Source organism: Tersicoccus mangrovi, assembly GCF_036881825.1.
In the GTDB taxonomy this organism is placed as follows: domain Bacteria; phylum Actinomycetota; class Actinomycetes; order Actinomycetales; family Micrococcaceae; genus Tersicoccus; species Tersicoccus mangrovi.
In genome coordinates, this window is the sequence record NZ_JBAJMW010000007.1 from 60,578 (window position 1) to 86,800 (window position 26,223).

Below are 26,223 nucleotides of genomic sequence, written 5' to 3' on the forward strand. Positions count from 1 at the left end.
GGGAGACGCCGGTCTCGCCGGCTTCCGGCACGGGCGCCGGTCGGCTCAAAAGCCACGGACCATCCTACAGGGCGGTCCGTGGCCTCGCGGCCGGGATCACCGCCTGCGGCGGTGGAAGAACGCGGCGATCCGGGTCGGGAACTCGTCCGGGTCGGTCGTCCGGGCCGGCGGTTGGGCCCGCGACGGCCCGGTCACGGGGGCCAGGCCCCGGTCCACGGCGGCCTTCGCGGCCCGCAGCGACGCCGCCGACAGGTGCTCCCAGCTCGCCTGCAGAGCGGCCAGCTCGGCGTCGAGGTCGTCGTCGTCGACCACCGTGGTGATCAGCCCGATCCGCTGCGCCTCGAGGGCCGGGAGCATCCGGCCGCGGTAGAGCAGGTCCTTGGCCCGGGACGGGCCCACGCGCACCGACATCCGGGTCGCGAACGTCACCGGGATGAGGATGCCGAGCCGGGCGATCGGCATGCCGATCCGCCCGGACGCAGCGCTCAGTTGCAGGTCGCAGGCCAGGGCGAGCTGGCAACCGCCGCCGGCGGCCACGCCCTCGATCACCGCCACCGTGAGCATCGGCAGGTCCTCGACGGCACGCAGCGCGCCCTCGAGCGTCGCGAAGCTCCGGTCCACCTCGTCGGAGGTCGCGCCGTCCCACTCCCGCAGGTCGGAGCCCGAGCAGAAGTCGCCCTCCCGTCCGCGCAGGACGACGGCGCGCAGCGACGGGCGCCCGGCCAGATCGCGCGCGACCTCCGCCAGGGCGGCCCACTGCCCGGTGCTCAGAGCGTTGTGGTGCCGCCCGGACCCGAAGGTGACGACGGCGACGGACCCGTCCTCCACCACGGTGACCGAGTCGACGTCCGGCGTCACGGGGGCCGTCACTCGATCGCACCCGCGGCGCGCAGGCCCTGCACATCCTCGGCACTGAAGCCGTGGGCGGTGAGGATCTCGTCGCTGTGCTGGCCCAGCAGCGGCGGCGCGGTCCGCACCGACGCCGGCGTCCTGGTCAACCGGATGGGACAGGCCAGCGTCCTGAGCGGGCCCGCCGTCGGGTGCTCGACCTCCTGCACCATGCCGCGGGCGACGACCTGCGGGTCCGCCACGGCCTCGGCGACGTTCTGGATCGGGCCCACCGGGACGCCCGCATCCTCGAGGCGGCGCAGCCACTCGGCGGTGGTCCCGCCGGCGAGGGTCTCCTCGACGATCCCGATCAGCTCGTCCCGGTGGGCGACGCGCAGCGGATTGGTGGTGAAGCGCGGGTCCTCGGTGAGGTCGGGCCGGCCGACCGCCGGGGCGAACCGGCGCCACAGGCTGTCGTTGCCGACCGCGATCATGATGAAGCCGTCGGCCGTGGGGAACGCCTGGTACGGCGCGATGGTGGGGTGGGCCGACCCGTAGCGGCGCGGCACCTCCCGGCTCGCGAAGTAGCCGGCGGCCACGTAGGTCAGCCACGAGACGGACCCGTCGAGCAGGCTCACGTCCACCCACTGGCCCTCACCGGTCCGGTCCCGCTCGCGCAGCGCGGCGAGGATGCCGATCACGGCCCAGGTGCCGGCGACCAGGTCGGCGCTGCTGACGCCGACCCGCACGGGCGGACCGTCCGTCTCGCCCGTGACGCTCATGATCCCGCTGCGCGCCTGGGCGATCGCGTCGTAGCCGGCGCGGGTCGCGTCGGGCCCGGTCTGGCCGTACCCGCTGATCGACGCGTACACGAGGCCCGGATTCGCGGCCGAGAGCTCCTCGTACCCCAGGCCCAGGCGCTCGGCCGTGCCGGGACGGAAGTTCTCGACCACGACGTCGGCCTTCGCCGCCAACCGCCGGACCGCATCCAGTCCCTCGGGGGTCTTCAGGTCGACGGCGAGGCTGCGCTTGTTGCGGTTGACGGACAGGAAGTAGGCGGCCTGGTCCCCCGCGAACGGCGGACCCCACTGCCGGGTGTCATCGCCCTGGCCGGGCTGTTCGACCTTGATGACGTCGGCGCCGAGGTCGGCGAGCGTCATGGTCGCGAACGGACCGGACAGGATGCGGCTGAGGTCCAGCACGACGAGGTCGCGCAGCGGACCGCGCGCTCCCGCGGAGGAACCAGCGGCGCCGTCAGGGGCGGTGTCGGGGGCGGTGTCGTCGGGGGTCGCGGACTCGGCCGTCATGCGCGCGTCGCCTCGTCGACCGAGCTGGTGCCTGCGGCCCGGGCGGCCCGGACGCGGGGCAGCAGCAGGAGGGCGAGCATGCTGATCACGGCGCAGATGATGATGTAGATCGAGATGGCGGTCGATCCTCCGGTGCCCTGCAGCAGGGCCGCCGCGATGAGCGGCGCCGGTCCACCCGCGATCACGCTGGCCAGCTGGTAGCCCAGCCCCGCACCCGTGTACCGGATGTCCGGGTCGAAGCTCTCGGCGATCAGCGCGGCCTGGGGTCCGTACTGGATGTCGTGCAGGATCAGGCTGACGACGACGCCGACGCCGATCAGCAGGCCGTCGCCGGTGTTGAGCAGACCGAAGTAGGGGAACGCGTACAACGCCGTCAGGACGATGCCGATGCCGTAGACGAGCCTGCGGCCGAACCGGTCCGAGAGCCTGCCGAAGACCGGGATGCTGATCAGTCCGACGGCGGCGGCGATGAGCGTGTCGACGAGGATCGCGTCGCTGCTGAACTTCAGGTGCTTCGTCGCATACGTGATGACGAAGGTGATGAAGAGGTAGAACGGCGCCTGCTCGGACATCCGGACGAGGGCCGAGAGCAGGATCTCCCTGGGCTGGCGACGGATCGCCTCGATGATCGGCGCCGAGACAACGCGGTCCGCCTTGCGCACGGCCTCGAAGTCGGGGCTCTCGACGACGCGCAGCCGGACGAAGAGGGCGACACCGACGAGGATGATGCTCAGCAGGAACGGGATGCGCCAGCCGTAGGTGATGAAGTCGGAGCCGGTGATGCCGGAGACCAGGCGGACGACGCCGGTCGAGAGGACGAGGCCCAGCGGCACCCCGAGCTGGGGCCAGCTCGCGGCGAGGCCGCGGCGCTCCTGGTGTCCCCACTCCATGGCGATCAGGACGGAGCCGCCCCATTCGCCGCCGACGCCGATGCCCTGGACGATGCGCAGGAGGGTCAGCAGGATCGGCGCCCAGAGGCCGACGGCCTGGTACGTCGGAAGGACGCCGATCAGCACGGTGCCGATGGCCATCAGCAGGAGGGTGACCATCAGGGTGGTCTTACGGCCGATCCGGTCGCCGTAGTGGCCGAAGATCGCCGCACCCACCGGGCGGGCCACGAAGCCGACGAACTGCGTTCCGAACGCCGCGATCACCCCGTTGAACGAGTCCTGGCCGCCGGGGAAGAACAGCTGCGGGAACACCAGGGCCGCGGCTGTCCCGTAGAGGAAGAAGTCGTACCACTCGATCGTGGTGCCGACCACGCTCGCGTAGGTGGCGCGGCGGGAGGCCTGGGTTCTGGTGACTGTGGGGACACTCATCGTTCCTCCATCGGAGCGGCAGTCGTGCTCGAACTTGTATCGTGGGTCACTGACCCATGATTCGGGTCACACAGCAGGCTGTCAACCGACGCGCCCGTCATACGGGACCGTCAGCACGCGGGAGAGCGTGAAGCGAGAGGGGGCACGTCGTGCCGAGGGATGCCGGAGGGAACGCGGCGCCGCTGCTCGTCCTGGTCAAGGTCGCCGCGATCCTGCAGTGCTTCACGGTGGAGGTGCCCGAGCTGACGCTGCAGGAGATCATCCGGGGCACCGGGCTGCCGGCCAGCACGTGCCAGCGGCTCGTGCAGAACATGCTGCGGGAGGGCCTGCTCGACAAGGACGGCGACACCTATCGGATCGGCATCCAACTCGTGCGGTGGGCAGCGCCGGGCACCATCGGCCTGGACATCGTCCGGACGGTCCGGCCCATCCTCCACGCCCTGCGCGACGAGACCGGCGAGACGGCCTGCCTCTACGTGCGGGACGGCCCCCACCGCACCGTCGTCGCGGTCGCCGAGACCCGGCACGTGGTGATCCGCCCGTTCCACGTGGGCCAGGTGATGCCCCTGCACGCCGGCGCGCCCGGCAAGATCTTCCTCGCGTGGGATCCGGAGGCCCGGGACGCGCTGGCCGACGCCGATCTCACGCGGTACACGGACCGGACACCGCTGACCTGGGTCGAGCTGGACCAGCAGGTCGACATCGCCCGCGCGCAGGGCTTCTTCGCCGCCTTCGGGGAGCGCAACGCCGACGTCGGGTCGATCAGTGCCCCGGTGTTCGACCACACGGGCGACCTCGCGGCCGTGCTCGGCGTCGGTTTCCCGCTCCAGCGGATCGGGCCCGACGACGTCGCCCGGCTCGGGCCGGCCGTGGCGGACGCCGCCCACCGGGCCAGCACCGCGATGGGGTCGGTCACGCCGGTGCTGTGAGCCTCGACGACGGAGTCGTATCGACCGGCGACCCGTGACCGGAGCCCCTGCGCCGGTCTCTAGTCGGCGATCTCCTGGAAGGCCGTGAACAGCAGCGAGGTGTCCGGCACCTCGAGGATGCTCGGCCTGCCGAGGCCCTCGAGGACGATGAAGCGCAGCAGGTCGCCGCGGGCCTTCTTGTCCCGGCGCATGCCGTCGAGGAGGGTCTTCCAGCGGTCGCCGCGGTAGGTCACGGGCAGGCCGAGGCCCTCGAGGATGGACCGGTGCCGGTCGGCGACGTCGTCGGGCGTCCGCCCCACGAGCCGGCCCAGTTCCGCCGCATAGACGAGGCCGACGGAGACGGCGGCGCCGTGGCGCCACTGGTACCGCTCCGCCAGTTCGATGGCGTGGGCGAGCGTGTGTCCGTAGTTGAGGAACTCCCGGCGCCCGGATTCCTTCAGGTCGGTCGACACGACGTCGGCCTTGACCGTGATCGCCCGCTCGACGAGGTCGCGGAGCACGTCCGAGCCCGGGTCGGTCGCGCCCTCGGGCTGCTGCTCGATCGTGTCGAGGATGACGGGGTCGGCGATGAACCCGCACTTGACCACCTCGGCCAGGCCCGGGACGAGCTCGTTGCGCGGCAGGGTGGCGAGGGCGTCGAGGTCGACGAGGACGCCGGCGGGTGGGTGGAAGACGCCGACGAGGTTCTTGCCCTCGGCGGTGTTGATGCCGGTCTTGCCGCCCACGGCGGCGTCGACCATGCCGAGCAGGGAGGTCGGCAGGTGCACGACCTTCACGCCGCGCAGCCAGGTCGCCGCGACGAAGCCGGCGACGTCGGTCACGGCGCCGCCGCCGACGGAGACGATGGCGTCGGACCGAGTGAAGTCGTTCTGCCCGAGCACCTGCCAGCAGAAGGCGGCGACCTGGATGTGCTTGCCCTCCTCGGCGTCGGGGATCTCCGCGAGCAGCGCGGTGTACCCGGCGTCGAGCAGTTCCTGCCGCACGGTCTCCCCCGTCGAGCGCAGGGCCCGCGGGTGGATGATCAGCACGCGCCGCACCCGTTCGCCGAGGGTCTCGGGCAGGAGGCCGAGCAGGCCGCGACCCACGTGGACGTCGTAGGTCTCGGCGGGCGTCGTCCCGGTGACCCGGATGGTGGTGGTCGTGGTGCTCACGCGTTCTCCTCCCAGTGGAGCAGGCGGTTGTTCAGTTCGATGGCGATGTCCTGGATGGGCCGGCCGGGCACATCCAGGGTGATGTCGGCGAGCCGCTCGAAGGTGGGTCGCCGTGCCTCGTAGAGCGCGGACCACCGCGCCTGCGGGTCGGGCCGGAGCATGGGGCGGGTGAAGCTGCCGGTGATGCGCGGCAGCACCGTCTCCAGGTCCGTCTGCAGGTAGACGACGACGGTGTCGGCCAGGGCGTGGGCGATCGCGGGGTTCATCGGGGCGCCACCGCCGACAGAGAGGATCATCGCCCCGCTGTCGGTGCCGGACGCGTTGGCGTGCACGTCGTGCGCCGGGAGCCGGTGCGCGCCGAGCAGGTCGCAGATCGTCTCGCGCTCCAGCTCGCGGAAGCGCTCCTCCCCCTGCTCGAGGAAGATCTCCTGGATCGAGCCGTGGCGGCTGACGATCACCTGGTCCGCGTCGATGAAGGTGTAGCCGAACAGGTCGGCCATCCACATCCCGAGGAAGGACTTGCCGGCCGCCATCGGGCCGATGATGACGACGGGTTTGAGCAGGGCGGCGGGCTGGCCCGGATGATGCTCCATCACTGAGCCGCGCCGCTACCGATCGAGTCCAGGGCGTCGGGGACCGCGGCGAGGAACGACTCCAGGTTGCGCCGCGTCTCGGCGACGGAGTCGCCGCCGAACTTCTCGGTCACGGCGTCGGCGAGCACGAGGGCGACCATCGCCTCGGCCACCACGCCGGCGGCCGGGACGGCGCACACGTCGGAGCGCTGATGATGGGCCTTCGCCTCCTCGCCGGTCGCGACGTCGATCGTGCGCAGTGCGCGGGGCACGGTGGCGATGGGCTTCATGGCGGCCCGCACGCGCAGGGTGTCGCCGATGCTCATGCCACCCTCGATGCCGCCGGCACGGTTGGAGGAGCGGATGATGACGCCGCGCTCGTCGCGGACGATCTCGTCGTGGGCGGCGGAGCCGCGGCGGGCGGCGGTCGTGAAGCCGTCGCCGACCTCGACGCCCTTGATCGCCTGGATGCCCATCAGGGCGCCGGCGAGGCGGGAGTCGAGGCGGCGGTCCCAGTGCACGTAGCTGCCCAGTCCCGGCGGCAGCCCGTAGGCGAGGACCTCGACGACACCGCCGAGGGTCTCGCCCTCCTTGTGGGCGGCGTCGACCTCGGTGACCATCGCCGCGGAGGTCTCCGGGTCGAAGCAGCGCAACGGATCGGCGTCGAGCGCGTCGACGTCGCCCGGGGCGGGCACGGCCGAGCCCTCGGGAGCGGCCACGGTGCCGACGGCGACGGTGTGGCTGACGAGCCCGATGCCGAGCTGGTGGAGGAAGGCGGCGGCCACGGTTCCGAGGGCCACGCGGGTCGCGGTCTCACGGGCGCTGGCCCGCTCGAGCACGGGGCGGGCCTCGTCGAACCCGTACTTCTGCATGCCGGTGAAGTCGGCGTGGCCCGGGCGCGGGCGGGTGAGCGGGGCGTTGCGGGCGAGCCCGGCGACCGCCTCGGCGTCGACCGGGTCGGCGGACATGATCTGTTCCCACTTGGGCCACTCGGTGTTGCCGACCTCGATGGCGACGGGGCCGCCCTGTGTCAGACCGTGCCGGACGCCGCCGAGGACGCGCACCGCGTCCTTCTCGAACGACATGCGGGCGCCGCGCCCGTAACCGAGCCGGCGTCGGGCCAGCGCTGCCTGGATCTGCGCGGTGGTCACCTCGACACCGGCGGGAACGCCCTCAAGGATGCCGACGACCGCCGGCCCGTGTGATTCTCCCGCAGTCAACCAACGCATGGCTCTCATCCTCCCACGCGCCGGACCGCTCACCCGCGTCGGGGCAGGCCGACCGCGTCACACATGGCGTCCACGAGAGTGGTGTCGTCGGTGCCGATCGGGGCGCCGGAAGGCCCGTCGGCGAAGCACTCGGGCACGAACAGGCGCACCTGCTCGACCGCCTGGTAGAGCAGCATCTCGAGGCCGGGCACGATGACGCCGCCGGCGCGCCTCCAGTGGTCGGCCAGGGCCGAGGGCCACGGGTCGTAGGCGGCGTCGAGCAGCACCGCGCCGGGCCGGACCGGGGTGTGGGCCTGATCCATCGCAGCGGCCAGCCCGTCGGCTCCGCGCGGGGGCAGGGTCGCGACGACGAGGTCCGCCTCGGCGAGCTTGTCGACGGCGTCGTCCCAGTCGCAGAAGGTCAGCTCGACGCCGAGCTTGCGACCGACCCGGCGAACGTTGGCCGCACGCGAGGAGTCGCGCACGAAGACGTCCACCTCGCGGGCGTCCAGGTCGGCCATCGCGGCGACGGCCGCGGTCGCGGTGCCCCCGCCGCCGAGGATGGCGCCCCGCAGCCCCGGGCCGGCACCGGCGTGGGTGACGGCGTTGACGATGCCGTCGACGTCGGTGTTGTGCCCGGTCAGCACGCGGGCGCCGGCGTCACCGGCCACGGTGACCGTGTTGACGACGCCGAGGGCCTCGGCCCGTCCCGCGAGGACGTCGACGCGCTCGGCCGTCCCGGCCTTGAGCGGCATGGTCACCGAGAGCCCGGTCCAGCCGTCCTCGGAGCGGACCCGGGCCAGGACGTCGTCGAGCTGCTCGAGCGTCGTGTCGATCGCGCGGTAGTCCACGGCCACGTCGAGCACCCGGTAGGCCGCCGTGTGCATCGGCGGGGACATCGAGTGCCCGATGGGGTGGCCGAGCACTGCGGCCTTCCGACGCACCGTGGCGTTCCGGCGCACCGCCGGATCCCGACCGTCGTCGGGGTCCGTGGCCGCGCCGGTGCCGTCGGGTGGGGTCAGTCGCACTTGCCGGGGTGGGCGCCGCACCAGGCGGTGTACTCGTCCACGTTGCGCTGGTGCTGCTCGAGCGTGACCGCGTACTTCGTCTCGCCCGTGTCGAGGTTGACGGTCACCCAGTAGAAGTAGGGCACCTTCTCCGGGTGCTTGGCCGCCGCGATCGACTTGGCGCCCGGCGACCCGATCGGCCCGACCGGCAGGCCCGGGTTGGCGAAGGTGTTGTACTTGTTGCTCGCGTCCTGCTTCTCCTGGTCGGAGATCTGGTAGCTGCGCCGGCCGAGGCCGTAGCTGACGGTCGCGTCCGAGTCGAGGCGGCCGCTGGTCTCCTTGTTGTCCGGCCCGAGCCGGTTGTAGATCGCGCCGGAGACCTTGCCGTAGTCGGCCTCGCCGGCCTCCGCCTCGATGATCGAGGCGATGGTGAGCATGCGGTACTGCTCGTTCGGGTCGGTGATGCCGGCGTCGGTGAGGGTCTTCTTCGTCCGGGCGACCATCTGGGCGATGATGTCCTTCGGCTTCGCGTTCAGGGCGAACCGGTACTCCCCCGGGTGCAGGTAGCCCTCGAGGCTGGGCGCCTTGGCGGGCAGCCCGAACTGGCCGGGGTTCTTCGCCAGCGCCTGGAACTGGGCCACGGGGATGCTGGTCGCCTTCGCCAGGATGGTGAAGACGTCGCTCTGCCGCAGGTTCTGGTTGATCGCGGCGTAGTGCACCGCGCTCGTCTTGGTGTCGAGCATCGCGGCCAGGGCGTCGGAGGCCTTCATCTCCTTCTTCAGCTGGTACTGGCCCGGCTGGATGAACTTGCCCCCGCTCTCCTTCTGGAGGGCCTCGTTGAAGGCCTTGGTGCTCTCGACGACGCCCTGCTGGACGAGGGTCGCGCCGATCTCCTGGTTGGTGTCCCCCTGCGCGACCGTGACGATCGCCGAGCCCTGGCCGGGGCCCGGGTAGTCCGGGGTCTGGAAGCGCGCCATGAACGGCAGGACGAGGGTCGTGGTGAGCACGACGATGGCGGCCGTCACGAGGGCGACGGCCGCGAGGACGACGACGGTGCGACGCCGCCGCACGCGCCGCGGGGGGCGGGCGCGACGGTCACGGGGACGGCTGTCCTCGTCGTCGGGCCCGAAACCGGGGATGGCGTCCAGGGACCCGGTACTGGTGTCCTCGGTACGGCCATGGGAGAGATGGCTCACGAACGGTCTCCATCATCGGGCGGGGTCTCCGCCGGGGTGGTCGGGTGGACGGGTTCACCGGGCCGGCGGCCCGCGCGCAACCCGTCCAGGGCCTGCTGCAGGATGCCGGTCGCGGCGACCTGGTCGACCCTGCTGCGGTGCTTCTTCATCGGCAGTCCCGCGGCGTGCAGGGAGCGGTGCGCGACGACGGTGCTCAGTCGCTCGTCGATCAGCCACACCTCGACGGGCGTCGCGTGCGGCTCGCGCTGTCCCGCGAGACGGTCGGCGAGGCGCTGGGCGTAGTCCCGGGCCATCCGCGCACTCGATCCTTCCTCACCGGCGAGGGTTCGCGGCAGCCCGACGTACACGCCGACGGCGTCGCGCGCCAGTGTCTCGCTCACAATAGTCGCAATGTCTGCGTCGGCACCCGTGTCTCGCGGCAGCGTCGCGACCGGTGTCGCGAGGATCAGGTGCGGGTCGCTGGCGGCGACGCCGACCCGGACCTGCCCGACGTCCACGCCGATCCGCACGCCGGTGACGGCCGCGGATCCCTCAGAACCGATCACGCACGTCCCGCCACGGCGTCGCGGACGGCAGCCAGCGCCGCCGGGATCCTCCCGGCGTCGGAGCCACCGCCCTGGGCGATGTCGTCCTTGCCGCCACCGCCGCCGCCGAGCACACCGGCGGCGGTCCGCACCAGCGCGCCGGCCTTGACGCCGGCCGTGCGCGCCGCCTCGTTGGTGGCGACGAGCACCTGCGGCCGGTCCTTCGCGACGCCGGTGAGGGCGACCACGGCGGGAACGGAGCCGAGCCGGGTGCGCAGGTCCAGGGCGAGGGTGCGCAGGTCGTCGGCGCCGGAGACCTGGCCGGCGTCGTGCGCGATGAGACGCACGCCGTCGACGTCCTGCGCCGTGTCGACGAGCGCCGCAGCGGAGGCGGCCAGGGACGCGGCGCGGAGCCGGTCCAGTTCCTTCTCCACGGCCTTGAGCTTGGTCAGCGTCGCGGCGAGCCGCTCGGGCAGCTGCGGCGAGGGCACCTTGAGCATCTCGGAGAGCTCGGTGACCAGCGCCCGCTCGGCGGCCATGTGCCGGAAGGCCTCCATGCCGACGAACGCCTCGACGCGGCGGTTGCCGGAGCCGACGGACTGCTCGCCCAGCAGAGTCAGGGAGCCGATCCGGGACGTCGCGTCGACGTGGGTGCCACCGCACAGCTCGCGGGACCACGCGCCGTCGATCTCCACGACCCGCACCGTGTCGCCGTAGTTCTCCCCGAAGAGGGCGGTCGCGCCGAGCGCCTTCGCCTCGGCCAGCGGCATCACCCGGGTGATCACCTCGTGGTTGCCGCGGATGGCGAGGTTGCTGACCTCCTCGACCTCGCTGCGGGCGGCGGCGGACATCTGCTCGCCCCACGCGAAGTCGAACCGGAGGTAGCCGGCCTTGTTGAAGGAGCCGCGCTGCAGCGCCTCCGGCCCGAGCACCTGGTGCAGAGCCGCGTGCACGAGGTGCGTGCCGGTGTGGGCCTGCTCGCCGGCGTGACGGCGCTCCGCGTCCACGGCCGCCGTGGCCACGGCTCCGGGGTACACCTCGCCCTCGCGGACGATCGCCTTGTGCACGCTCAGCCCCTTGATGGGCGCCTGCACGTCGGTGACCTCGAGGATGTACCCGTCGCCGGTGATCAGGCCGGTGTCGGCCGCCTGGCCGCCGGCCTCGGCGTAGAACGGGGTCTCCTCGAGCACGATCTCGATCGCGTCCCCGGCGCGGGCACTGCCGCTGAGGACGCCGTCGCTGATCAGGCTGCGCACGCGGGAGCCGGTGGTCAGCTCGTCGTAGCCGGTGAACGTCGTGGTGCCCTCGGCCATCAGGTCGCGGTAGACGCTCAGGTCCACGCCGCCGGACTTCTTGCCCTTGGCGTCGGCCCGGGCGCGGTCGCGCTGCTCGGCCATGAGGGTGCGGAAGCCGGTCTCGTCGACGCTCAGCCCGGCCTCGGCGGCCATCTCCAGGGTCAGGTCGATCGGGAAGCCGTAGGTGTCGTGCAGGGTGAAGGCGTCCTGGCCCGAGAGCGGGGTGCCGGCGGCACGGGAGGCGGAGACCGCCTCGTCCAGCCGGGCGGTACCCGACGCGATGGTGCGCAGGAACGCCTTCTCCTCGGCGTAGGCGATGCGGCTGATCCGGGCGAAGTCGGCCTCGACCTCCGGGTAGGTGCCCTTCATGGCGTCGCGGGACGCGGGCAGCAGGTCGGGCAGGCACGGCCGCTCGACGCCCAGCAGGCGCATGGCGCGCACCGCGCGGCGGATCAGGCGGCGCAGGATGTAGCCGCGACCCTCGTTGGACGGGGAGACGCCGTCGGCGATCAGCATCAGGGCGGACCGGACGTGGTCGGCGACCACGCGCATCCGCACGTCGTCGTCGTAGGCCGGGTCGCTCTTGTCCTCCGTGGAGGTGTACTCCTTGCCGGACAGGCGCGCGGCGGCGTCGAGCACGGGCCGCACCTGGTCCGTCTCGTACATGTTCTCGACACCCTGCAGGATCATCGCGAGCCGCTCGACGCCCAGGCCCGTGTCGATGTTCTTCTTCGGCAGCTCACCGAGGATCGGGAAGTCGTAGCCGCTGCCCTCGCCGCGCTGGTACTGCATGAACACGAGGTTCCAGATCTCGATGTACCGGGTGTCGTTGGCCTCCGGGCCACCGCCGACGCCGTACCGCTCACCGCGGTCGTAGAAGATCTCCGAGTCCGGGCCGGCAGGGCCGGGCTGGCCGGTGTGCCAGTAGTTGTCCTCCATGCCGAGGCGCTGGATCCGCTCGGCGGGGATGCCGATCTTCTCCTGCCAGATCCCGGCGGCCTCGTCGTCGTCGAGGTAGACGGTGACCCACAGCCGCTCCGGGTCCAGGCCGAACCCGCCGTCGGCGACCGGCGTGGTCAGCAGCTCCCACGCGAACGTGATGGCGCCTTCCTTGAAGTAGTCGCCGAAGGAGAAGTTGCCGGCCATCTGGAAGAAGGTGCCGTGGCGGGCGGTCTTGCCGACCTCGTCGATGTCGAGGGTGCGGATGCACTTCTGCACGCTCGTGGCCCGCGAGTACGGCGGGGTCTGCCGGCCGGTCAGGTACGGGATGAAGGGCACCATGCCGGCGATGTTGAACATCACGGTCGGGTCCGCGGAGACCAGCGACGCGGAGGGCACGACCTCGTGCCCGCGTGCGGCGAAGAAGGACTTCCAGCGGTCGGTGATCTCGTGAGTCTTCATGGTCGGAGGGCGGTCCTTCGCGTGGTCGGGTGGGGAAAGAGTGTCAGGTCAGGCGGTGGGCGACTGCGGCGGCATGCCGCCACCGGTCGCCCGGGAGCCGTGGCCGTTGCGGCGACGCTGTCCCAGGGCGGCGAGCCGGCCGAGCGGGGTGCCGATCAGGGCCGCGACGCTGCCCGAGAGGGCGGAGAGGCTGGCGGCGGTCGCGGCGAGGTGGCGGGAGATGTCGTCGACGCGGCGCAGCTGCTCGTGGGTGGTCACGACGGTGCCGGTGACCTCCTGCAGCAGCGGCGTCGTCTCGTTGCTGACCCCGCGGATGGCACGCCTGGCCTCGTCGAACACGGCACCGAGCTTGAGGATCGGCACGGCGAGGAGAATGACGAGGACAGCGAAGACGCCGGCGGCGATCAGCCCGGCGATGTCTCCACCAGTCATCGGGGTCTCCTCGGTCGTCGGGGTCGCGCTCGGGCGGGGTCGCACGGGCACAGCGGCAGAGTTCGGCGTCCAGTCGCCGGCCCCGGTCCACTGTAGAACGTGTGTCTGGGAAGGCACGAACAGCCCGCGGCGGGGCCGCGGGCTGTTCGTGGTGCTTCGGGTCGAAGGCGGGTCAGCGAGCGTAGTACTCGACGACCAGCTGCTCCTCGCAGGTCACGGGGACCTCGGAGCGCTTCGGGCGCCGCACGAGGCGGGCCTGCAGCTTCTCCAGCGAGACGTCCAGGTACCCCGGCAGCGTCGGCAGCACGTCGCGGTGAGCACCGGCGGCGGCGACCTGGAAGGGGGTCATCTTCTCGCTGCGCTCGTGCACGTGGATGGTCTGACCCTCCTTCACGCGGAACGAGGGGATGTCCACCCGGCGGCCGTCCACCATGATGTGGCGGTGGGTGACCATCTGGCGGGCCTGCGCCATGGTGCGGGCGAAGCCGGCACGCAGGACGAGGGCGTCCAGACGCATCTCGAGCAGCTCGATGAGGTTCTCACCGGTCAGACCCTCGGTGCGACGGGCCTCGACGAAGACGCGCTCGAGCTGCTTCTCGCGGATGCCGTACTGGGCGCGCAGCCGCTGCTTCTCGCGCAGACGGACGGCGTAGTCGGAATCCTGCTTGCGGCGGGCACGACCGTGCTCACCCGGCGGGTACGGACGACGCTCGAAGTACTTGGCCGCCTTCGGCGTCAGGGCGATCCCGAGGGCTCGGGACTTGCGCGCCTGGCGGCGCACACGTGCTTGTGCAGTCACGTCTACCTTTCATGGTTGCGGTGGCCGATCCGGACCGCAGCATCTGCGGATCGATCGACTCATGTCTGTGTGGTCTGGCCTCCGTCGCGATCCGGTCGGTCCGACGTCGTCGACTCGCGTCGTCGATGCCGTGCCGTCCGGCCGTGGAGCGGAGAGCGTGGAGCAGCCGCTACCCGTGCTACAGCCGCCACGTACCCACGGGTTCGAGCCCGGTTCGACACCGGGTGCGAGCACAGGGGGTGTGGTGGCTTGCCAGCCAACCGGTCCATCCTACCGCATACGGGCCGCCGACCGCCGCAGCGGCGCCCCTCCGGTGAGGCTCGGACGCGTCTGACAGACGCGTCAGGCGCGCGTCGTCAGGAGCGTCCGCGGAGGATCTGCCGCAACCGGTCGAGGCGCGCGCCGATGTCGCGCTCGACGCCGCGGTCGGTGGGCTGGTAGTACTCGCGGCCCACGAGGTCGTCCGGGGCGTACTGCTGGGCGGCGACGCCGTGCGGAGCGTCATGGCTGTACCGGTAGCCCTTGCCGTGGCCGAGCTGTTTCGCTCCCGCGTAGTGCGCGTCGCGCAGATGCGCAGGCACGGACTGGCCCTTGCCGGCGCGGATGTCGGCGATCGCGGCGTCGATGCCCAGGTACGCCGCGTTGGACTTGGGCGCGGTCGCCAGGTGCACGACGGCCTCGGCGAGTACGATGCGCCCCTCGGGCATGCCGATCAGCTGGACGGCCTGAGCGGCGGCCACGGCCGTCTGCAGCGCGGTCGGGTCGGCCATGCCGACGTCCTCGGACGCGGAGATGACGAGGCGGCGGGCGATGAAGCGCGGGTCCTCCCCCGCCTCGACCATGCGGGCCAGGTAGTGCAGGGCAGCGTCGACATCGGAGCCGCGGATCGACTTGATCAGGGCACTGGCCACGTCGTAGTGCCCGTCCCCGGCCCGGTCGTAGCGCACGGAGGCCCGGTCCAGCGCGCGTTCGGCGTGGCTGAGGGTGACGGGGATCCGGCCGTCCTCCTCGCCGTCCTGCCGGTCCGGCTGGTTCTTCGTGCTCTTGTCCGATGCCGTGCCCGTCGCCGTGCTTGACGCACGCGCTTCGGCGGCCTCGGCGAAGGCGACGCCGGCGGCGGCCTCCAGGGCGGTGAGCCCGCGCCGGGCGTCGCCGCCGGCCAGGCGTACGAGGTGGGCCAGGGCGTCGTCCTCGACCGCGACGGTCCCGTCCAGGCCCCGCGGGTCCTCGACGGCGCGGCGCAGCAGCCCGCTGATGTCGTCGTCGGTGAGGGACCGCAGCGTCAGCAGCAGCGAGCGGGACAGCAGCGGGGACACGACGGAGAAGGACGGGTTCTCGGTCGTGGCGGCGACGAGCACCACCCACCGGTTCTCGACGCCGGGCAGCAGCGCGTCCTGCTGCGCCTTGTTGAACCGGTGGATCTCGTCGAGGAAGAGCACGGTGGTGGTGCCGTGCAGATCCCGGTGGGTCAGGGCGTCGTCCATCACCGTGCGCACGTCCTTGACGCCGGCGGTGATGGCGGAGAGCTCGACGAAGCGGCGACCGCCGGCGCGGGCGATGACGTGGGCGATCGTCGTCTTGCCGGTTCCCGGCGGGCCCCACAGGATGACCGAGGACGGTCCGGTCGGGCCGGCCTGGCTGCCCGAGAGCACCCGCAGCGGCGAGCCGTCCTTGAGCAGGTGCTGCTGCCCGACGATCTCCTCGACGCTGCGCGGGCGCATGCGCACGGCCAGGGGCTGCCGTTCGCGGCCGCGTCGGGGGGCGACGACGTCGTCCTCGTCATCCGGATCGGCGGCGGCGCTGAAGAGATCCTGCACGTCCTTCAGGCTACGTCCCCGCACCGACGGAAGCCGACGGCAGCCACGGTCCACCGCCAGCGACGGCGCGCGCGTGCCGTCCGGGCGAGTGCCTCGTGGGAGACTGCCCGGATGCGAGCCGTCCTGCAGCGTGTGAGCCGGGCCCGGGTGACCGTCGACGGAAACGTCGTCGGTGCGATCGACCGACCGGGGCTGCTCGTGCTGCTCGGCGTCACCCACGAGGACACGGAGGCCACGTGCGCCGCCGTGGCGGAGAAGTGCTGGCGGCTGCGGATCCTCGACGGCGAGGTCTCGTGCGCGGACGCAGGCGCGCCCCTGCTCGTGGTCAGCCAGTTCACCCTCTACGGAGACGTCCGCAAGGGGCGGCGCCCGTCCTGGAGTCGCGCGGCCGGACGGGCGCACAGCGAACCGATGTACGAGCGGTTCGTCGCCGAGTTGCGCGACCGCGGTGCCCGGGTCGAGACCGGCGTGTTCGGTGCGACGATGGACGTCGAGTCGGTCAACAGCGGCCCCTTCACCGTCCTGGTCGACAGCGCCGACCTCGCCTGACCCGGCGCACGCGCCGCCGGCTCGCCGACCGAGGCACACCGCACGCACTCACGAGGCGTCGATGGAGCGTCTCTTGACGAGCTGGCGGGACACGGGTCAGCATCGTGCATCGGGCGACGCGCTGGGGGCGGCGCACCCGGGTCGAGACGTGGGGGTGCTGCGTGGCACGACGGATGGTGACCGCCGTGGCGGCCGCGTTGGCCCTGACCGTCTCCGGCTGCGTCCCCGCCGTCACGGACACGCCACCGGCGCGGGACGCCGCGGCCGTCCAGGTGACGCCGCCCCCGGTGGCCGCCGACCTCAGCGGGAGCTGGACGACGGGCTACCCGAGGCTCGCGGATCTGACCCGCGCGGCCGACGTCGTCGTCGTGGGAACGGTGCTGCCGGGCGCGCGCACCTCCGTCGTGGAGGGGCTGCCGTTCCTGGACACGCCGGTCGCGGTCACCCGCTGGGTCGCCGGTCGCGCCGGCGTCACCGGCACGCTGACGATCCGCCAGACCGGAGGGGTCGTGGACGGCCGGGCGGTCACCGTCGAGGACGATCCGCTGCTGCGCGCCGGCGAGCGGGCCGTCTTCTTCCTCGACCAGGCCGTCGACGGCAGGCGCGCGATCCTGAGCGGCCCGACCGGACGACTGATCGTCGACGACGATGAACGGGTGCGCACCCTGCCCGGGACGTCCCTCACCGAGCCGCTGCCGCCCACGTTGACCGCCGTCGTCGCGGCGATCCGCGCCTCACCGTCCTCCTCCAGAACGACGCCGGCTCGCCGGTAGGTGCTCCCCTGCCCTCACTCAGGGGGCGGGACGGGACACCCATCGACGAGCCGGCGTCACGAGGTGAGCTACTTCGCGGCGTCGCCCTCGGCGCTCTGCGACTTCTCCGGAGCGGCGGACTCGGCCGGCTCGGTCTTGATGCCGGTGCCGCCCTCGGGCTCGTTCTTCACGGCCTGCGACGTCGGCTCGGGCTTCGCGTCGACGCCGGCCTCCTTGCGCTGCTCCGGGGTGATCGGCGCGGGCGCAGCGGTCAGCGGATCATAGCCGCCGCCGGTCTTCGGGAACGCGATCACCTCGCGGATCGAGTCGTACCCGGCGAGCAGCGCGACGACGCGGTCCCAACCGAACGCGATGCCGCCGTGCGGCGGGGCGCCGAACTTGAAGCCCTCGAGCAGGAAGCCGAACTTCTCCTGCGCCTCGGCCTCGCTCAGCCCCATGACGGCGAACACGCGCTCCTGCACGTCCCGGCGGTGGATACGGATCGAGCCGCCGCCGATCTCGTTGCCGTTGCACACGATGTCGTACGCGTAGGCCAGCGCCGACCCCGGGTCCGTGTCGAAGGTGTCGAGGAACTCGGGCTTCGGGGAGGTGAAGGCGTGGTGGACGGCGGTCCAGGCGCCGTGCCCGACGGCGACGTCACCGGAGGCGACGGCGTCCGCGGCCGGCTCGAACAGCGGCGCGTCGACGACCCACACGAACGCCCAGTCGCCATCGGCGATCAGCCCGGTGCGGTGACCGATCTCCACGCGCGCGGCGCCGAGCAGGGCTCGGGCGGACTTGGCGTCGCCGGCGGCGAAGAAGATGCAGTCCCCCGCAGAGGCGCCGACGGCGTCGGCCAGGCCGGCCCGCTCGGTGTCGGTGAGGTTCTTGGCGACCGGGCCGGTGAGCTCGCCGCCCTCCTGCACGAGCACGTAGGCCAGGCCCTTCGCGCCGCGCTGCTTGGCCCACTCCTGCCAGGCGTCCAGCGTGCGCCGCGGCTGGGAGGCGCCGCCGGGCATCACGACGGCACCGACGTACGGGGCCTGGAACACGCGGAAGGTCGTGTCCTTGAAGAAGGTGGTCAGCTCGGTCAGCTCGAGGCCGAAGCGCAGGTCCGGCTTGTCCGTGCCGTACTTCGCCATCGCGTCGGCGTAGGTCATCCGCGCGATCGGTCGCGGGATCTCCACGTCGATCAGCTTCCACAGCGCCGCGACGATCCGCTCGCCGAGATCGATGATGTCGTCCTGCTCGACGAAGGACGCCTCGATGTCCAACTGGGTGAACTCGGGCTGCCGGTCGGCGCGGAAGTCCTCGTCCCGGTAGCAGCGGGCGAGCTGGTAGTACTTCTCGATCCCGCCGACCTGCAGCAACTGCTTGAACAGCTGCGGGGACTGCGGCAGGGCGTACCAGCTGCCGGGCGCCAGGCGGGCCGGGACCAGGAAGTCGCGGGCGCCCTCGGGGGTGGACCGGGTCAGGGTCGGGGTCTCGACCTCGGTGAACCCGTCGTCGTGCAGCAGGTCCCGCGCCACCTTGTTGGCGGTCGAGCGCAGCCGCATCGCCGCGGACGGGCCGGGCCGGCGCAGGTCGAGGTAGCGGTGACGCAGCCGCGCCTCCTCGCCGACCTCCACGTGCTCGTCCACCTGGAACGGCAGCGGTGCGGAGGTGTTGAGCACGACGACGTCGTCGGCCATCAGCTCGACCTCGCCGCTCGGCAGTGTCGGGTTCTCGTTGCCCTCGGGCCGCCGTTCGATCACGCCGGTGACCTGCAGGACGAACTCGTTGCGCAACCCGTGGAAGACGCTCTCGTCGCGCACAACGACCTGGACGATCCCGCTCGCGTCCCGCAGATCCAGGAACGCGACGCCACCGTGGTCGCGCCGGCGGGCCACCCACCCGGCGACGGTGACGGTCTGTCCGATCTGCTCGGCCGACAGGGAGCCGGCCTCATGGGTGCGCAGCACAGGGGTCCTTCCGAAGAACAAGGGGAAACGTCCGGTCGAGTCTACCGACCGGGCGGTTCGGGATGGTGGGGTGGAACGGGTGGGTCAGGTGCCGGGAACGACGCGCGGCAGCAGGTCGTCGGCCGGCGGGGCCCAGGTGGCCGGGTCGGCGGGCACCTGCTCGCCGGAGCGGATGTCCTTGACCTCGTGGCGCACGCCGTCGCCGTCGGTGGTCGTGAACCACACGAAGGGGATGCCGCGGCGATCGGCGTACTTGATCTGCTTGCCGAACTTCGCGGCGGTGGCGGCGACCTCGGTGGGGACGCCGCGGGCGCGCAGCAGGGTGGCGACGTCGTCGGCGGCCGCCCAGCCGTCCTCGTCGGCGAGGCTGACGAGCACGGCGGTGGGCACGGGCCGCGTCGCGGTCGCGAGCTTCTGGGCCAGTACCCGCGCGAGCAGCCGGGTCACGCCGACGGAGAGACCGACGCCGGGGAACCGGCGGTCACCCTTGACGGCGAGGGCGTCGTAGCGCCCGCCCGAACAGATCGAGCCGAGCGACTCGTGGCCGACCAGGACGGTCTCGTAGACGGTGCCGGTGTAGTAGTCGAGGCCCCGGGCGATGGAGAGGTCGGCGACGACGCGGCCGGGTGCCCGGCGGCTGGCCAGCCCGATCACCTCGGCCAGCTCGGTGAGACCCTGTTCGAGCAGCGGGTGCTCGACGCCGAGCGCGCGGACCTGCTCGACGAAACCGGTGTCGGGGGTGCGGATCGCGGCCAGGCGCAGCGCAGCGCGCGCCTGCTCCTCGGTGGCCCCGCCCGTCTCGACCAGCTCGGCGACCACGCCGTCCTCACCGATCTTCTCGAGCTTGTCGACGGCCCGCAGCACGGCGGCGGGGTCGGTGACGCCGAGGCCACGGTAGAAGCCCTCGGCGAGCTTGCGGTTGTTGATGCGGATGACGAAGTCGCCGATCGGCAGGGCTTCCAGGGCCTCGGCGGCGATCAGGGCCATCTCGACGTCGTACACGAAGGGCAGCTCGCCGTCGCCCACGACGTCGATGTCCGCCTGGGTGAACTCGCGGGCCCGGCCCTCCTGGGGACGCTCCCCCCGCCAGCACTTCTGGATCTGGTAGCGCCTGAACGGGAAGGCGAGGTAGCCGGCGTTCTCCACGACGTATCGGGCGAACGGCACGGTCAGGTCGAAGTGCAGGGCGAGCTGCTGGGGGTCGGTGCGGCCGCCGCGCTCGTCCTCGTCGGCCTGCAGCCGGCTGACGGCGTAGACCTCCTTGTCGATCTCGCCCTTCTGCAGGAGCGAGCCGACGGTCTCCACGGCGCGGGTCTCGAGCGAGGAGAAGCCGTGCAGTTCGAAGGTGCGACGCAGGCTGTCGAGCACATGCAGCTCCACCACCCGTTCGGCCGGAAGGAGTTCCGTGAAGCCGGACAGGGATGCTTGACGGGCCATGGAGCGGCAACACCTTTCGATTCGGGCGGTTCGATGCGGGGATCGCGTGGCGACGACCGATCGGGCGAGGTCATCACGCGCGCCTGACAGTCTATTCCGCGCGCCGCATCCGCTCCCAACCGCGCTGCTCACCGGGACCCGGGCTGCCGCAGGAAGCCGCGGACGACGCCGATGCGGGGCCCGACACTGTGACGCTAGACTCAGGCTCCTGAGTCATGTCGCCGGTGCCTGTCTTCGGCAGTATCCGCCCGTCCGGGTGCCGGTGCAGTACCGAGTAGGAAGTTTCAGCGGTGACACACAGTCAGCAATCCGACGAACGCAGCGTCCAGCCCGCCGAGCAGTCCGGCACCGAGAACACGGTGGTGCCCGATCCGACGGCGGCACCCACCGACGCCCCCGACCATCTCGTCGAGTCCCCGGCCGCCGGTGATGCCGACGCATCCGGCGCGGCGCCGACGGCCTCCACGGACGCCGAGACCGGTGAGCCGGCGGACGCACCCGACAACGGCCGGCGCGAGAACGACCAGCCGACCACCTTCACGGAGGACGCCGCCGACGCCGACGCGCCGGCCGAGGCCACTCCGAGGGAGCCCGAGCGCGTGACCGAGCCGGCGTCCGAGCCCGCCTCCGCGCCGGAGAGCGGGGACGACCGACCCGTGGACCCGACGGCCGACGACGAGAGCGACACGTCCTCGCTGGAACACCCGAGCGCCGAGCCCGGCGGCCCGGCCCCCGAGGACGCGGCGTCCCGTGCGGACTCCGCTGACGCTGCGCCGGACGAGAACGCGTCCGTCGAGCCCGCGTCACCGGCGACCGACGCGTCCGCGCCGGCGAACGAGGCGGTGACCACCAAGGCACCTGCCGCGCCGTCGGCACCGGAGCCCTCCGCCGCCCCCACGCCGGCCGCTGCCGCTCCCCACCCCGCCGCACCGCACCCCCCTGCTCCCCGTCCCGGTGCCCCGCGCCCTGGCGCGCCCGGGGTTGCCACGCCGAAGCCCGGCGCACCGCGCCCGGGGCCTCGGGCGACTCCGCACCCGGCACCGCCGACCCCGGCCGCCGTCCGCGGCCCGCACCCGGAGACGTCGTCGTTGCCGGTGATCGCTCCCCCGACGCCGTCGATGACGCCGGAGGAAGCGGCCCGCTGGGGCCGTGTCGACGCGGACGGGACCGTCTACCTCATCGTGGAGGGCCAGGAGCAGGTCGCCGGGCAGTACCCGGGCGCCCCTGCGGAGGAGGCGCTGGCCTACTTCGTGCGCAAGTTCGACGAGGTCCGCGGCAAGGTCGAACTGCTCGAGCAGCGGGTGTTCGCCCACGCCCCGAGCGCCGACATGCGCCGCACGATCGACCACGCGCGCGAGCAGCTGGCCGAGCGGGCGATGGTCGGCGACGTCCGCGACCTCGAGCAGCGCCTCGACGTGCTCGTCGAGAAGGTGACGGAGCTCGAGGGCGAGGAGAAGAAGGTCCACGAGCAGGCGCGGCAGGAGGCGGTGAGCGCCCGGGAGGCGATCGTCGTCGAGGCCGAGGAACTCGCCGGCAAGGATCCGTCCACCGTGCAGTGGAAGGCCAGCAGCACGCGGATGAACGAGCTGTTCGACGCGTGGAAGAGCGCCCAGAAGAGCGGCGTCCGGCTCCCCCGCAGCGCCGAGGACGGCCTGTGGAAGCGGTTCCGGACGGCTCGGACGACGTTCGACAAGCACCGCCGGGCGTTCTTCTCGCAGCTGGACGACACCAACGCGACGGCGCGGCGCGAGAAGGAGAAGCTCATAGCCGAGGCGGAGGCGCTCGCCGGGTCGACCGACTGGGGTGCGACCGCCGGCGAGTATCGGCGCCTGATGGACCGGTGGAAGGCCTCGCCCCGGGCGAGCCGCAAGGACGACGACGCGCTGTGGGCCCGCTTCCGGGCGGCGCAGGACACGTTCTTCTCGGCGCGGTCGCAGGCCAACGCGGCCGTGGACGCCGAGTTCTCGGAGAACCTGAAGGTCAAGGAGCAGCTGCTGCGCGAGGCCCAGGGTCTGCTGCCGGTCACCGACCTCGCGGCGGCCCGCAAGGCGCTCGGCTCCATCCAGGAGCGCTGGGAGGCCGCCGGGAAGGTGCCGCGCGGCGACATGCATCGCATGGAGTCCGGCATGCGCTCCGTCGAGGACGCCGTCCAGAAGGCCGAGCGTGAGCACTGGCGCCGCACCGATCCCGAGACGAAGGCCCGGACCAACAGCGCGCTCAGCCAGCTCGAGTCGACCATCGCCTCCCTGCAGGACGACCTGACCGCCGCCGAGTCCGCGGGCGACCAGAACCGCATCGCCCAGGCCCGCCAGGCGCTGGAGGCGCGGCAGCAGTGGCTCGAGACGCTGCAGCGATCCGCTCAGGATTTCCGCTGAGTTGACCCGAATCGGCCGACGACGGCGCCGGTACCCCACGGGGGTGCCGGCGCCGTCGCCGTTCCGGGTGCGGCGGTCCGCGGCTGTCCTCGCCGCCCGCTGACGGGCCGGTCCAGGTCGTGCGACGGGCGTTCGCGCGATCGTCCCCGCGGCCGCCCTGTGGTGGACCTCCCCCGGTTCTCCCTCCCCAGCCGACCTGATGAGCCCGATTGTCCACAGACCCGGTCGGCAGCGGCGTCGACCCCTCGCCGCGGGGCGAGACTGACGGCATGACCACCGTCCCCCTGCTCCGACCCGGTCGACCGTTCCGCACCGAGGAACTGGCCGTCATGACGCGGGACGGCGTCCTTCGGCGCGTGATTCAGGACGTGCACGTGGCGGTCGGGATGCCCGAGACTCTCGCCCTCCGGGCACTCGCCCTCGACGCCCTCCTCGACCCGGTGTACCGCCGTCGCGCCCTGGTGTGCCGCGCGACGGCGGTCTGGTTGCACGTGGGCGGGTCTCCCCCGGCGGTGGTCGACGTACTCCTCGACGCGCGGCGGCGGGCGAAGCGGGCGCCGCCCGGACTGCGCGTCCACGAGACGGTGTGCGCCGGGGTCGACGCGGCGGTGGTGGCGGGGGTGCTCACCACCTCGCTGCCGCAGACCGTCCTCGACCTCGCCCAGTACGGCGGCACGGAGGACCTGCCGCTGTTGCGCGCCGCGATCCGTGGGCTGACCCCGGACGCGCGCGGGCAGGTGCGGGAGCGGCTGGCGGACCTGCCCCGGCGGCCCGGACGCACGGTCGCGCAGGGGCGGCTCGACGCCCTGCTGCCGGCCTGACCTGGCGAGCCGCCCTACCGGAGAGCAGCTCGTCAGGTCAGACGTGCGCCGCCCGTGGTGCGATGCACGTCGTAGACGCCGTCGATCTTGCGCACGGCCGTGAGGACGTGGTTCAGGTAGCGGGGATCACCCATCTCGAACGAGAACCGGCTGATGGCCTGCCGGTTGCTCGAGGTGTACACCGTCGCGGAGAGGATGTTGACGTGGTTCTCCGAGAGGACGCGGGTCACGTCGGAGAGCAGACTCTTGCGGTCGAGCGCCTCGACCTGGATCTCGACGAGGAACACGCTGGACTGGGTCGGCGCCCACTCGACCTCGACGAACCGTTCCTGCTCGGCGCGCATGGGGCCGAGGTTGGAACAGTCGGCCCGGTGCACGGACACGCCGTGCGCACGCGTGATGAACCCGACCACCGGGTCCGGGGGAACGGGGGTGCAGCAGCGCGCGAGCTTGGCCCACACATCGCCGACGCCCTTGACGAGGATGCCGGAGTCCGAGAACCGGGGCCGCTCCGGTGCAGCGGCCGAGACCGTCTCGGACAGGTCCTCCTCGGCGCCCTCGTGGCCACCGATCGACTCGACCAGCCAGTCGACCACGCGCCCAGCGGACACCTGGTTGTCGCCGATGGCCGCGTACAGCGCGGAGATGTCGGCGTGGCGCAACTCGTCGGCGGCGGCGACCAGCAGGTCGTGGGTGATCAGACGCTGCGGCAGGCGTCGCTTGCGCATCGCCTTGGTGAGCTGGTCCTTGCCCTTCTCGATGTTCTCCTCGCGCCGTTCCTTGGAGAACCAGGCGCGGATCTTGTTGCGGGCGCGGGGCGACTTGACGAAGTTCTGCCAGTCCTGGCTCGGGCCGGCGCTCTCCGCCTTCGACGTGAAGATCTCGACCCAGTCGCCGTTGGCGAGCTCGCTGTTCAGCGGCACGAGCTTGCCGTTGACCCGGGCGCCGATCGTGCGGTGACCGACCTCGGTGTGCACGGCGTACGCGAAGTCGACCGGGGTCGAACCGGCGGGCAGCGCCATGACCTCGCCCTTGGGCGTGAAGACGAAGACTTCCTTCGCATTGATCTCGAACCGCAGCGAGTCGAGGAACTCGTTGGGGTCCGTCGTCTCCTGCTGCCAGGCCACGAGGGAGCGCAGCCAGTTCATGTCGGTGGTGTCGTGGCTGCCGGAGGCGTCCGTGGCGAGGGTGCGGTCCTTGTACTTCCAGTGCGCCGCGATGCCGTACTCGGCGCGCTTGTGCATCTCGTGGGTGCGGATCTGGATCTCCACCGGCTTGCCGCCCGGTCCGATCACCGTCGTGTGCAGCGACTGGTACATGTTGAACTTCGGCATCGCGATGTAGTCCTTGAACCGGCCCGGCAGCGGGCTCCACCGCGCGTGCAGCGCACCGAGGGTGGCGTAGCAGTCCCGGACCGAGTCGACGAGCACGCGCACACCGGTCAGGTCGTAGATGTCGTCGAAGTCGCGACCCTTGACGATCATCTTCTGGTAGATCGAGTAGTAGTGCTTCGGCCGGCCGCTGATGGAGGCGCGGATCCGCACGGACCGCAGGTCCTCGGCGATCTTGGCACTGACCGCGGCGAGATTCTTCTCCCGCTCCGGGGTGCGATCCCCCACGAGCCGGACGATCTCCTCGTAGACCTTCGGGTACAGCGCGGCGAACGAGAGGTCCTCGAGCTCCCACTTGATCGTGTTCAGCCCCAGGCGGTGGGCCAGCGGCGCGAAGATCTCCAGCGTCTCCCGGGCCTTGCGCGCCGAGGACTCCGGCGAGACGAAACGCCAGGTCCGCGCGTTGTGGAGCCGGTCGGAGAGCTTGATCAGCAGCACGCGGATGTCCTTGGACATCGCGACGATCATCTTGCGCACCGTCTCGGACTGCGCGGAGTCGCCGAACGTCACCTTGTCGAGCTTGGTCACGCCGTCGACGAGGCGGGCGACCTCCTCGCCGAAGTCCTTGCTCAGCTGCTCGATCGTGTACTCGGTGTCCTCCACGGTGTCGTGGAGGAGGGCCGCGGCGAGGGTGGAGCCGGACATGCCGAGCTCGGCGAGGATCGTGGCGACCGCCACCGGGTGGGTGATGTAGGGGTCACCGCTCTTGCGCTTCTGCCCGCGATGCGCGCGCTCGGCGACGGCGAAGGCCCGCTGGATGAGGTCGAGGTCCTCGCGCGGGTTGTTGGCCCGCACCGTGCGCATCAGTGGCTCGAGGATCGGCGAATACGCCGTCGTCCCCCGCCCGGTCAGACGGGCGATCCGGGACCGGGTGCGCTCACGCCGCCCGGCCGGAGGGGCCGCGGGCGAGGGGCTCGGCCGGCTACCGGCGGGATCGCGAGGAGGCGTGCCGGTGGTGGTGTCCAGGACGGCGGGCGCGCCCGACTGTGCGGCCATGGACCCGGGGGTCTGGCTCTTCTCGGCCACTGCCACCTCCCTTACTCGGTCAGCAGTGGTACGGCCGCCGAGGACGTGGGACGACCGTGCGCATCACCGCACCGGCCGTCCGCGAGAACGGTTGTGACAGTTTATGCCCTCCGAACGCAAACGTTT

General features: G+C 72.1%; 21 protein-coding genes. 5 read left to right on the plus strand and 16 right to left on the minus strand.

The annotated features are described in order from the left end of the window. Window positions 1-96: 96 nt before the first annotated feature. From V6N00_RS14215 to V6N00_RS14225, 3 genes are read right to left on the minus strand one after another with little or no spacing between them, the layout of a single operon-like run. Window positions 97-870, minus strand: coding sequence for an enoyl-CoA hydratase/isomerase family protein (locus V6N00_RS14215; protein WP_334233245.1), 774 nt, complete (start codon window positions 868-870; stop codon window positions 97-99). After that, a complete protein-coding gene (locus V6N00_RS14220) occupies window positions 867-2,135 on the minus strand; it encodes a CaiB/BaiF CoA transferase family protein (protein WP_334233247.1) in 1,269 nt (422 codons plus the stop codon). Before V6N00_RS14220 ends, V6N00_RS14215 begins: the two co-directional genes overlap by 4 nt. Beyond that, a complete protein-coding gene (locus tag V6N00_RS14225) occupies window positions 2,132-3,454 on the minus strand; it encodes an MFS transporter (RefSeq protein ID WP_334233249.1) in 1,323 nt (440 codons plus the stop codon). Before V6N00_RS14225 ends, V6N00_RS14220 begins: the two co-directional genes overlap by 4 nt. Window positions 3,455-3,603: 149 nt before the next feature. Here V6N00_RS14225 and V6N00_RS14230 point away from each other — a divergent pair, with 149 nt between their 5' ends. Next, window positions 3,604-4,383, plus strand: coding sequence for an IclR family transcriptional regulator (locus V6N00_RS14230; protein ID WP_334233251.1), 780 nt, complete (start codon window positions 3,604-3,606; stop codon window positions 4,381-4,383). A 59-nt stretch (window positions 4,384-4,442) separates the two neighbouring features. On the opposite strand, the gene aroB is transcribed toward V6N00_RS14230, so the two are convergent. The 10 genes from aroB to V6N00_RS14280 form a co-directional block, all read right to left on the minus strand. Then, window positions 4,443-5,534, minus strand: a complete 1,092-nt coding sequence (gene aroB, locus V6N00_RS14235) for a 3-dehydroquinate synthase (protein ID WP_334233253.1) — start codon at window positions 5,532-5,534, stop codon at window positions 4,443-4,445. Then, a complete protein-coding gene (locus V6N00_RS14240) occupies window positions 5,531-6,127 on the minus strand; it encodes a shikimate kinase (protein ID WP_334233255.1) in 597 nt (198 codons plus the stop codon). The genes aroB and V6N00_RS14240 overlap by 4 nt, the downstream gene beginning before the upstream one ends. After that, window positions 6,127-7,335 carry a chorismate synthase gene (aroC, locus tag V6N00_RS14245; protein WP_334233257.1) on the minus strand — a complete coding sequence of 403 codons (1,209 nt, stop codon included), beginning with the start codon at window positions 7,333-7,335 and terminating at the stop codon, window positions 6,127-6,129. Before aroC ends, V6N00_RS14240 begins: the two co-directional genes overlap by 1 nt. A 29-nt stretch (window positions 7,336-7,364) precedes the next feature. Further along, window positions 7,365-8,342: a shikimate dehydrogenase family protein gene (locus tag V6N00_RS14250; protein WP_334233260.1), complete on the minus strand. Its 978-nt coding sequence runs from the start codon at window positions 8,340-8,342 to the stop codon at window positions 7,365-7,367. After that, a complete protein-coding gene (mltG, locus tag V6N00_RS14255) occupies window positions 8,333-9,517 on the minus strand; it encodes an endolytic transglycosylase MltG (RefSeq protein WP_334233262.1) in 1,185 nt (394 codons plus the stop codon). Before mltG ends, V6N00_RS14250 begins: the two co-directional genes overlap by 10 nt. Next, the gene (gene ruvX, locus V6N00_RS14260) at window positions 9,514-10,062 is read right to left on the minus strand and encodes a Holliday junction resolvase RuvX (protein WP_334233264.1); all 549 of its coding nucleotides are present in this window, start codon (window positions 10,060-10,062) and stop codon (window positions 9,514-9,516) included. The genes mltG and ruvX overlap by 4 nt, the downstream gene beginning before the upstream one ends. Beyond that, window positions 10,059-12,737, minus strand: coding sequence for an alanine--tRNA ligase (gene alaS / locus V6N00_RS14265; RefSeq protein WP_334233266.1), 2,679 nt, complete (start codon window positions 12,735-12,737; stop codon window positions 10,059-10,061). The genes ruvX and alaS overlap by 4 nt, the downstream gene beginning before the upstream one ends. Window positions 12,738-12,785: 48 nt before the next feature. Further along, window positions 12,786-13,169 carry a DUF948 domain-containing protein gene (locus tag V6N00_RS14270; RefSeq protein WP_334233268.1) on the minus strand — a complete coding sequence of 128 codons (384 nt, stop codon included), beginning with the start codon at window positions 13,167-13,169 and terminating at the stop codon, window positions 12,786-12,788. A gap of 172 nt (window positions 13,170-13,341) precedes the next feature. Then, the gene (gene rpsD, locus V6N00_RS14275) at window positions 13,342-13,968 is read right to left on the minus strand and encodes a 30S ribosomal protein S4 (RefSeq protein ID WP_188666284.1); all 627 of its coding nucleotides are present in this window, start codon (window positions 13,966-13,968) and stop codon (window positions 13,342-13,344) included. A 356-nt stretch (window positions 13,969-14,324) separates the two neighbouring features. Further along, window positions 14,325-15,785, minus strand: coding sequence for a replication-associated recombination protein A (locus tag V6N00_RS14280; protein WP_334233271.1), 1,461 nt, complete (start codon window positions 15,783-15,785; stop codon window positions 14,325-14,327). Window positions 15,786-15,896: 111 nt separating this feature from the next. On the opposite strand from V6N00_RS14280, the gene dtd reads away from it, so the two are divergent. Further along, on the plus strand, window positions 15,897-16,334 hold the full coding sequence (gene dtd, locus V6N00_RS14285) for a D-aminoacyl-tRNA deacylase (protein ID WP_334233273.1): 438 nt from the start codon (window positions 15,897-15,899) through the stop codon (window positions 16,332-16,334). A 185-nt stretch (window positions 16,335-16,519) separates the two neighbouring features. Then, a complete protein-coding gene (locus tag V6N00_RS14290; protein ID WP_334233275.1) occupies window positions 16,520-17,107 on the plus strand; it encodes a hypothetical protein in 588 nt (195 codons plus the stop codon). A 68-nt stretch (window positions 17,108-17,175) separates the two neighbouring features. Here V6N00_RS14290 and aspS read toward each other — a convergent pair whose 3' ends face one another. Together aspS and hisS are read right to left on the minus strand one after the other, a co-directional pair. Next, the gene (gene aspS, locus V6N00_RS14295; protein WP_334233277.1) at window positions 17,176-19,047 is read right to left on the minus strand and encodes an aspartate--tRNA ligase; all 1,872 of its coding nucleotides are present in this window, start codon (window positions 19,045-19,047) and stop codon (window positions 17,176-17,178) included. An 84-nt stretch (window positions 19,048-19,131) separates the two neighbouring features. Further along, window positions 19,132-20,484: a histidine--tRNA ligase gene (hisS, locus tag V6N00_RS14300; RefSeq protein WP_334233279.1), complete on the minus strand. Its 1,353-nt coding sequence runs from the start codon at window positions 20,482-20,484 to the stop codon at window positions 19,132-19,134. Window positions 20,485-20,774: 290 nt separating this feature from the next. Between hisS and V6N00_RS14305 the strand changes: the two genes are divergently transcribed. Together V6N00_RS14305 and V6N00_RS14310 are read left to right on the plus strand one after the other, a co-directional pair. Next, complete coding sequence (locus tag V6N00_RS14305; protein ID WP_334233281.1) at window positions 20,775-22,859, plus strand: DUF349 domain-containing protein; 2,085 nt, start codon at window positions 20,775-20,777, stop codon at window positions 22,857-22,859. Between the two features lie 269 nt (window positions 22,860-23,128). Then, complete coding sequence (locus V6N00_RS14310) at window positions 23,129-23,680, plus strand: protein kinase family protein (RefSeq protein WP_334233283.1); 552 nt, start codon at window positions 23,129-23,131, stop codon at window positions 23,678-23,680. A gap of 32 nt (window positions 23,681-23,712) precedes the next feature. On the opposite strand, the gene V6N00_RS14315 is transcribed toward V6N00_RS14310, so the two are convergent. After that, complete coding sequence (locus V6N00_RS14315; RefSeq protein WP_416385091.1) at window positions 23,713-26,097, minus strand: RelA/SpoT family protein; 2,385 nt, start codon at window positions 26,095-26,097, stop codon at window positions 23,713-23,715. Window positions 26,098-26,223 lie beyond the last annotated feature (126 nt).

Excerpts from the sequence above, each read along its gene's own strand:
- V6N00_RS14220 (WP_334233247.1), bottom strand. The coding sequence starts at position 2,135 with ATGACGGCCGAGTCCGCGACCCCCGACGACACCGCCCCCGACACCGCC.
- V6N00_RS14225 (WP_334233249.1), bottom strand. The coding sequence starts at position 3,454 with ATGAGTGTCCCCACAGTCACCAGAACCCAGGCCTCCCGCCGCGCCACC.
- V6N00_RS14240 (WP_334233255.1), bottom strand. The coding sequence starts at position 6,127 with ATGGAGCATCATCCGGGCCAGCCCGCCGCCCTGCTCAAACCCGTCGTC.
- aroC (WP_334233257.1), bottom strand. The coding sequence starts at position 7,335 with ATGCGTTGGTTGACTGCGGGAGAATCACACGGGCCGGCGGTCGTCGGC.
- alaS (WP_334233266.1), bottom strand. The coding sequence starts at position 12,737 with ATGAAGACTCACGAGATCACCGACCGCTGGAAGTCCTTCTTCGCCGCA.
- V6N00_RS14270 (WP_334233268.1), bottom strand. The coding sequence starts at position 13,169 with ATGACTGGTGGAGACATCGCCGGGCTGATCGCCGCCGGCGTCTTCGCT.
- dtd (WP_334233273.1), top strand. The coding sequence starts at position 15,897 with ATGCGAGCCGTCCTGCAGCGTGTGAGCCGGGCCCGGGTGACCGTCGAC.
- hisS (WP_334233279.1), bottom strand. The coding sequence starts at position 20,484 with ATGGCCCGTCAAGCATCCCTGTCCGGCTTCACGGAACTCCTTCCGGCC.
- V6N00_RS14310 (WP_334233283.1), top strand. The coding sequence starts at position 23,129 with ATGACCACCGTCCCCCTGCTCCGACCCGGTCGACCGTTCCGCACCGAG.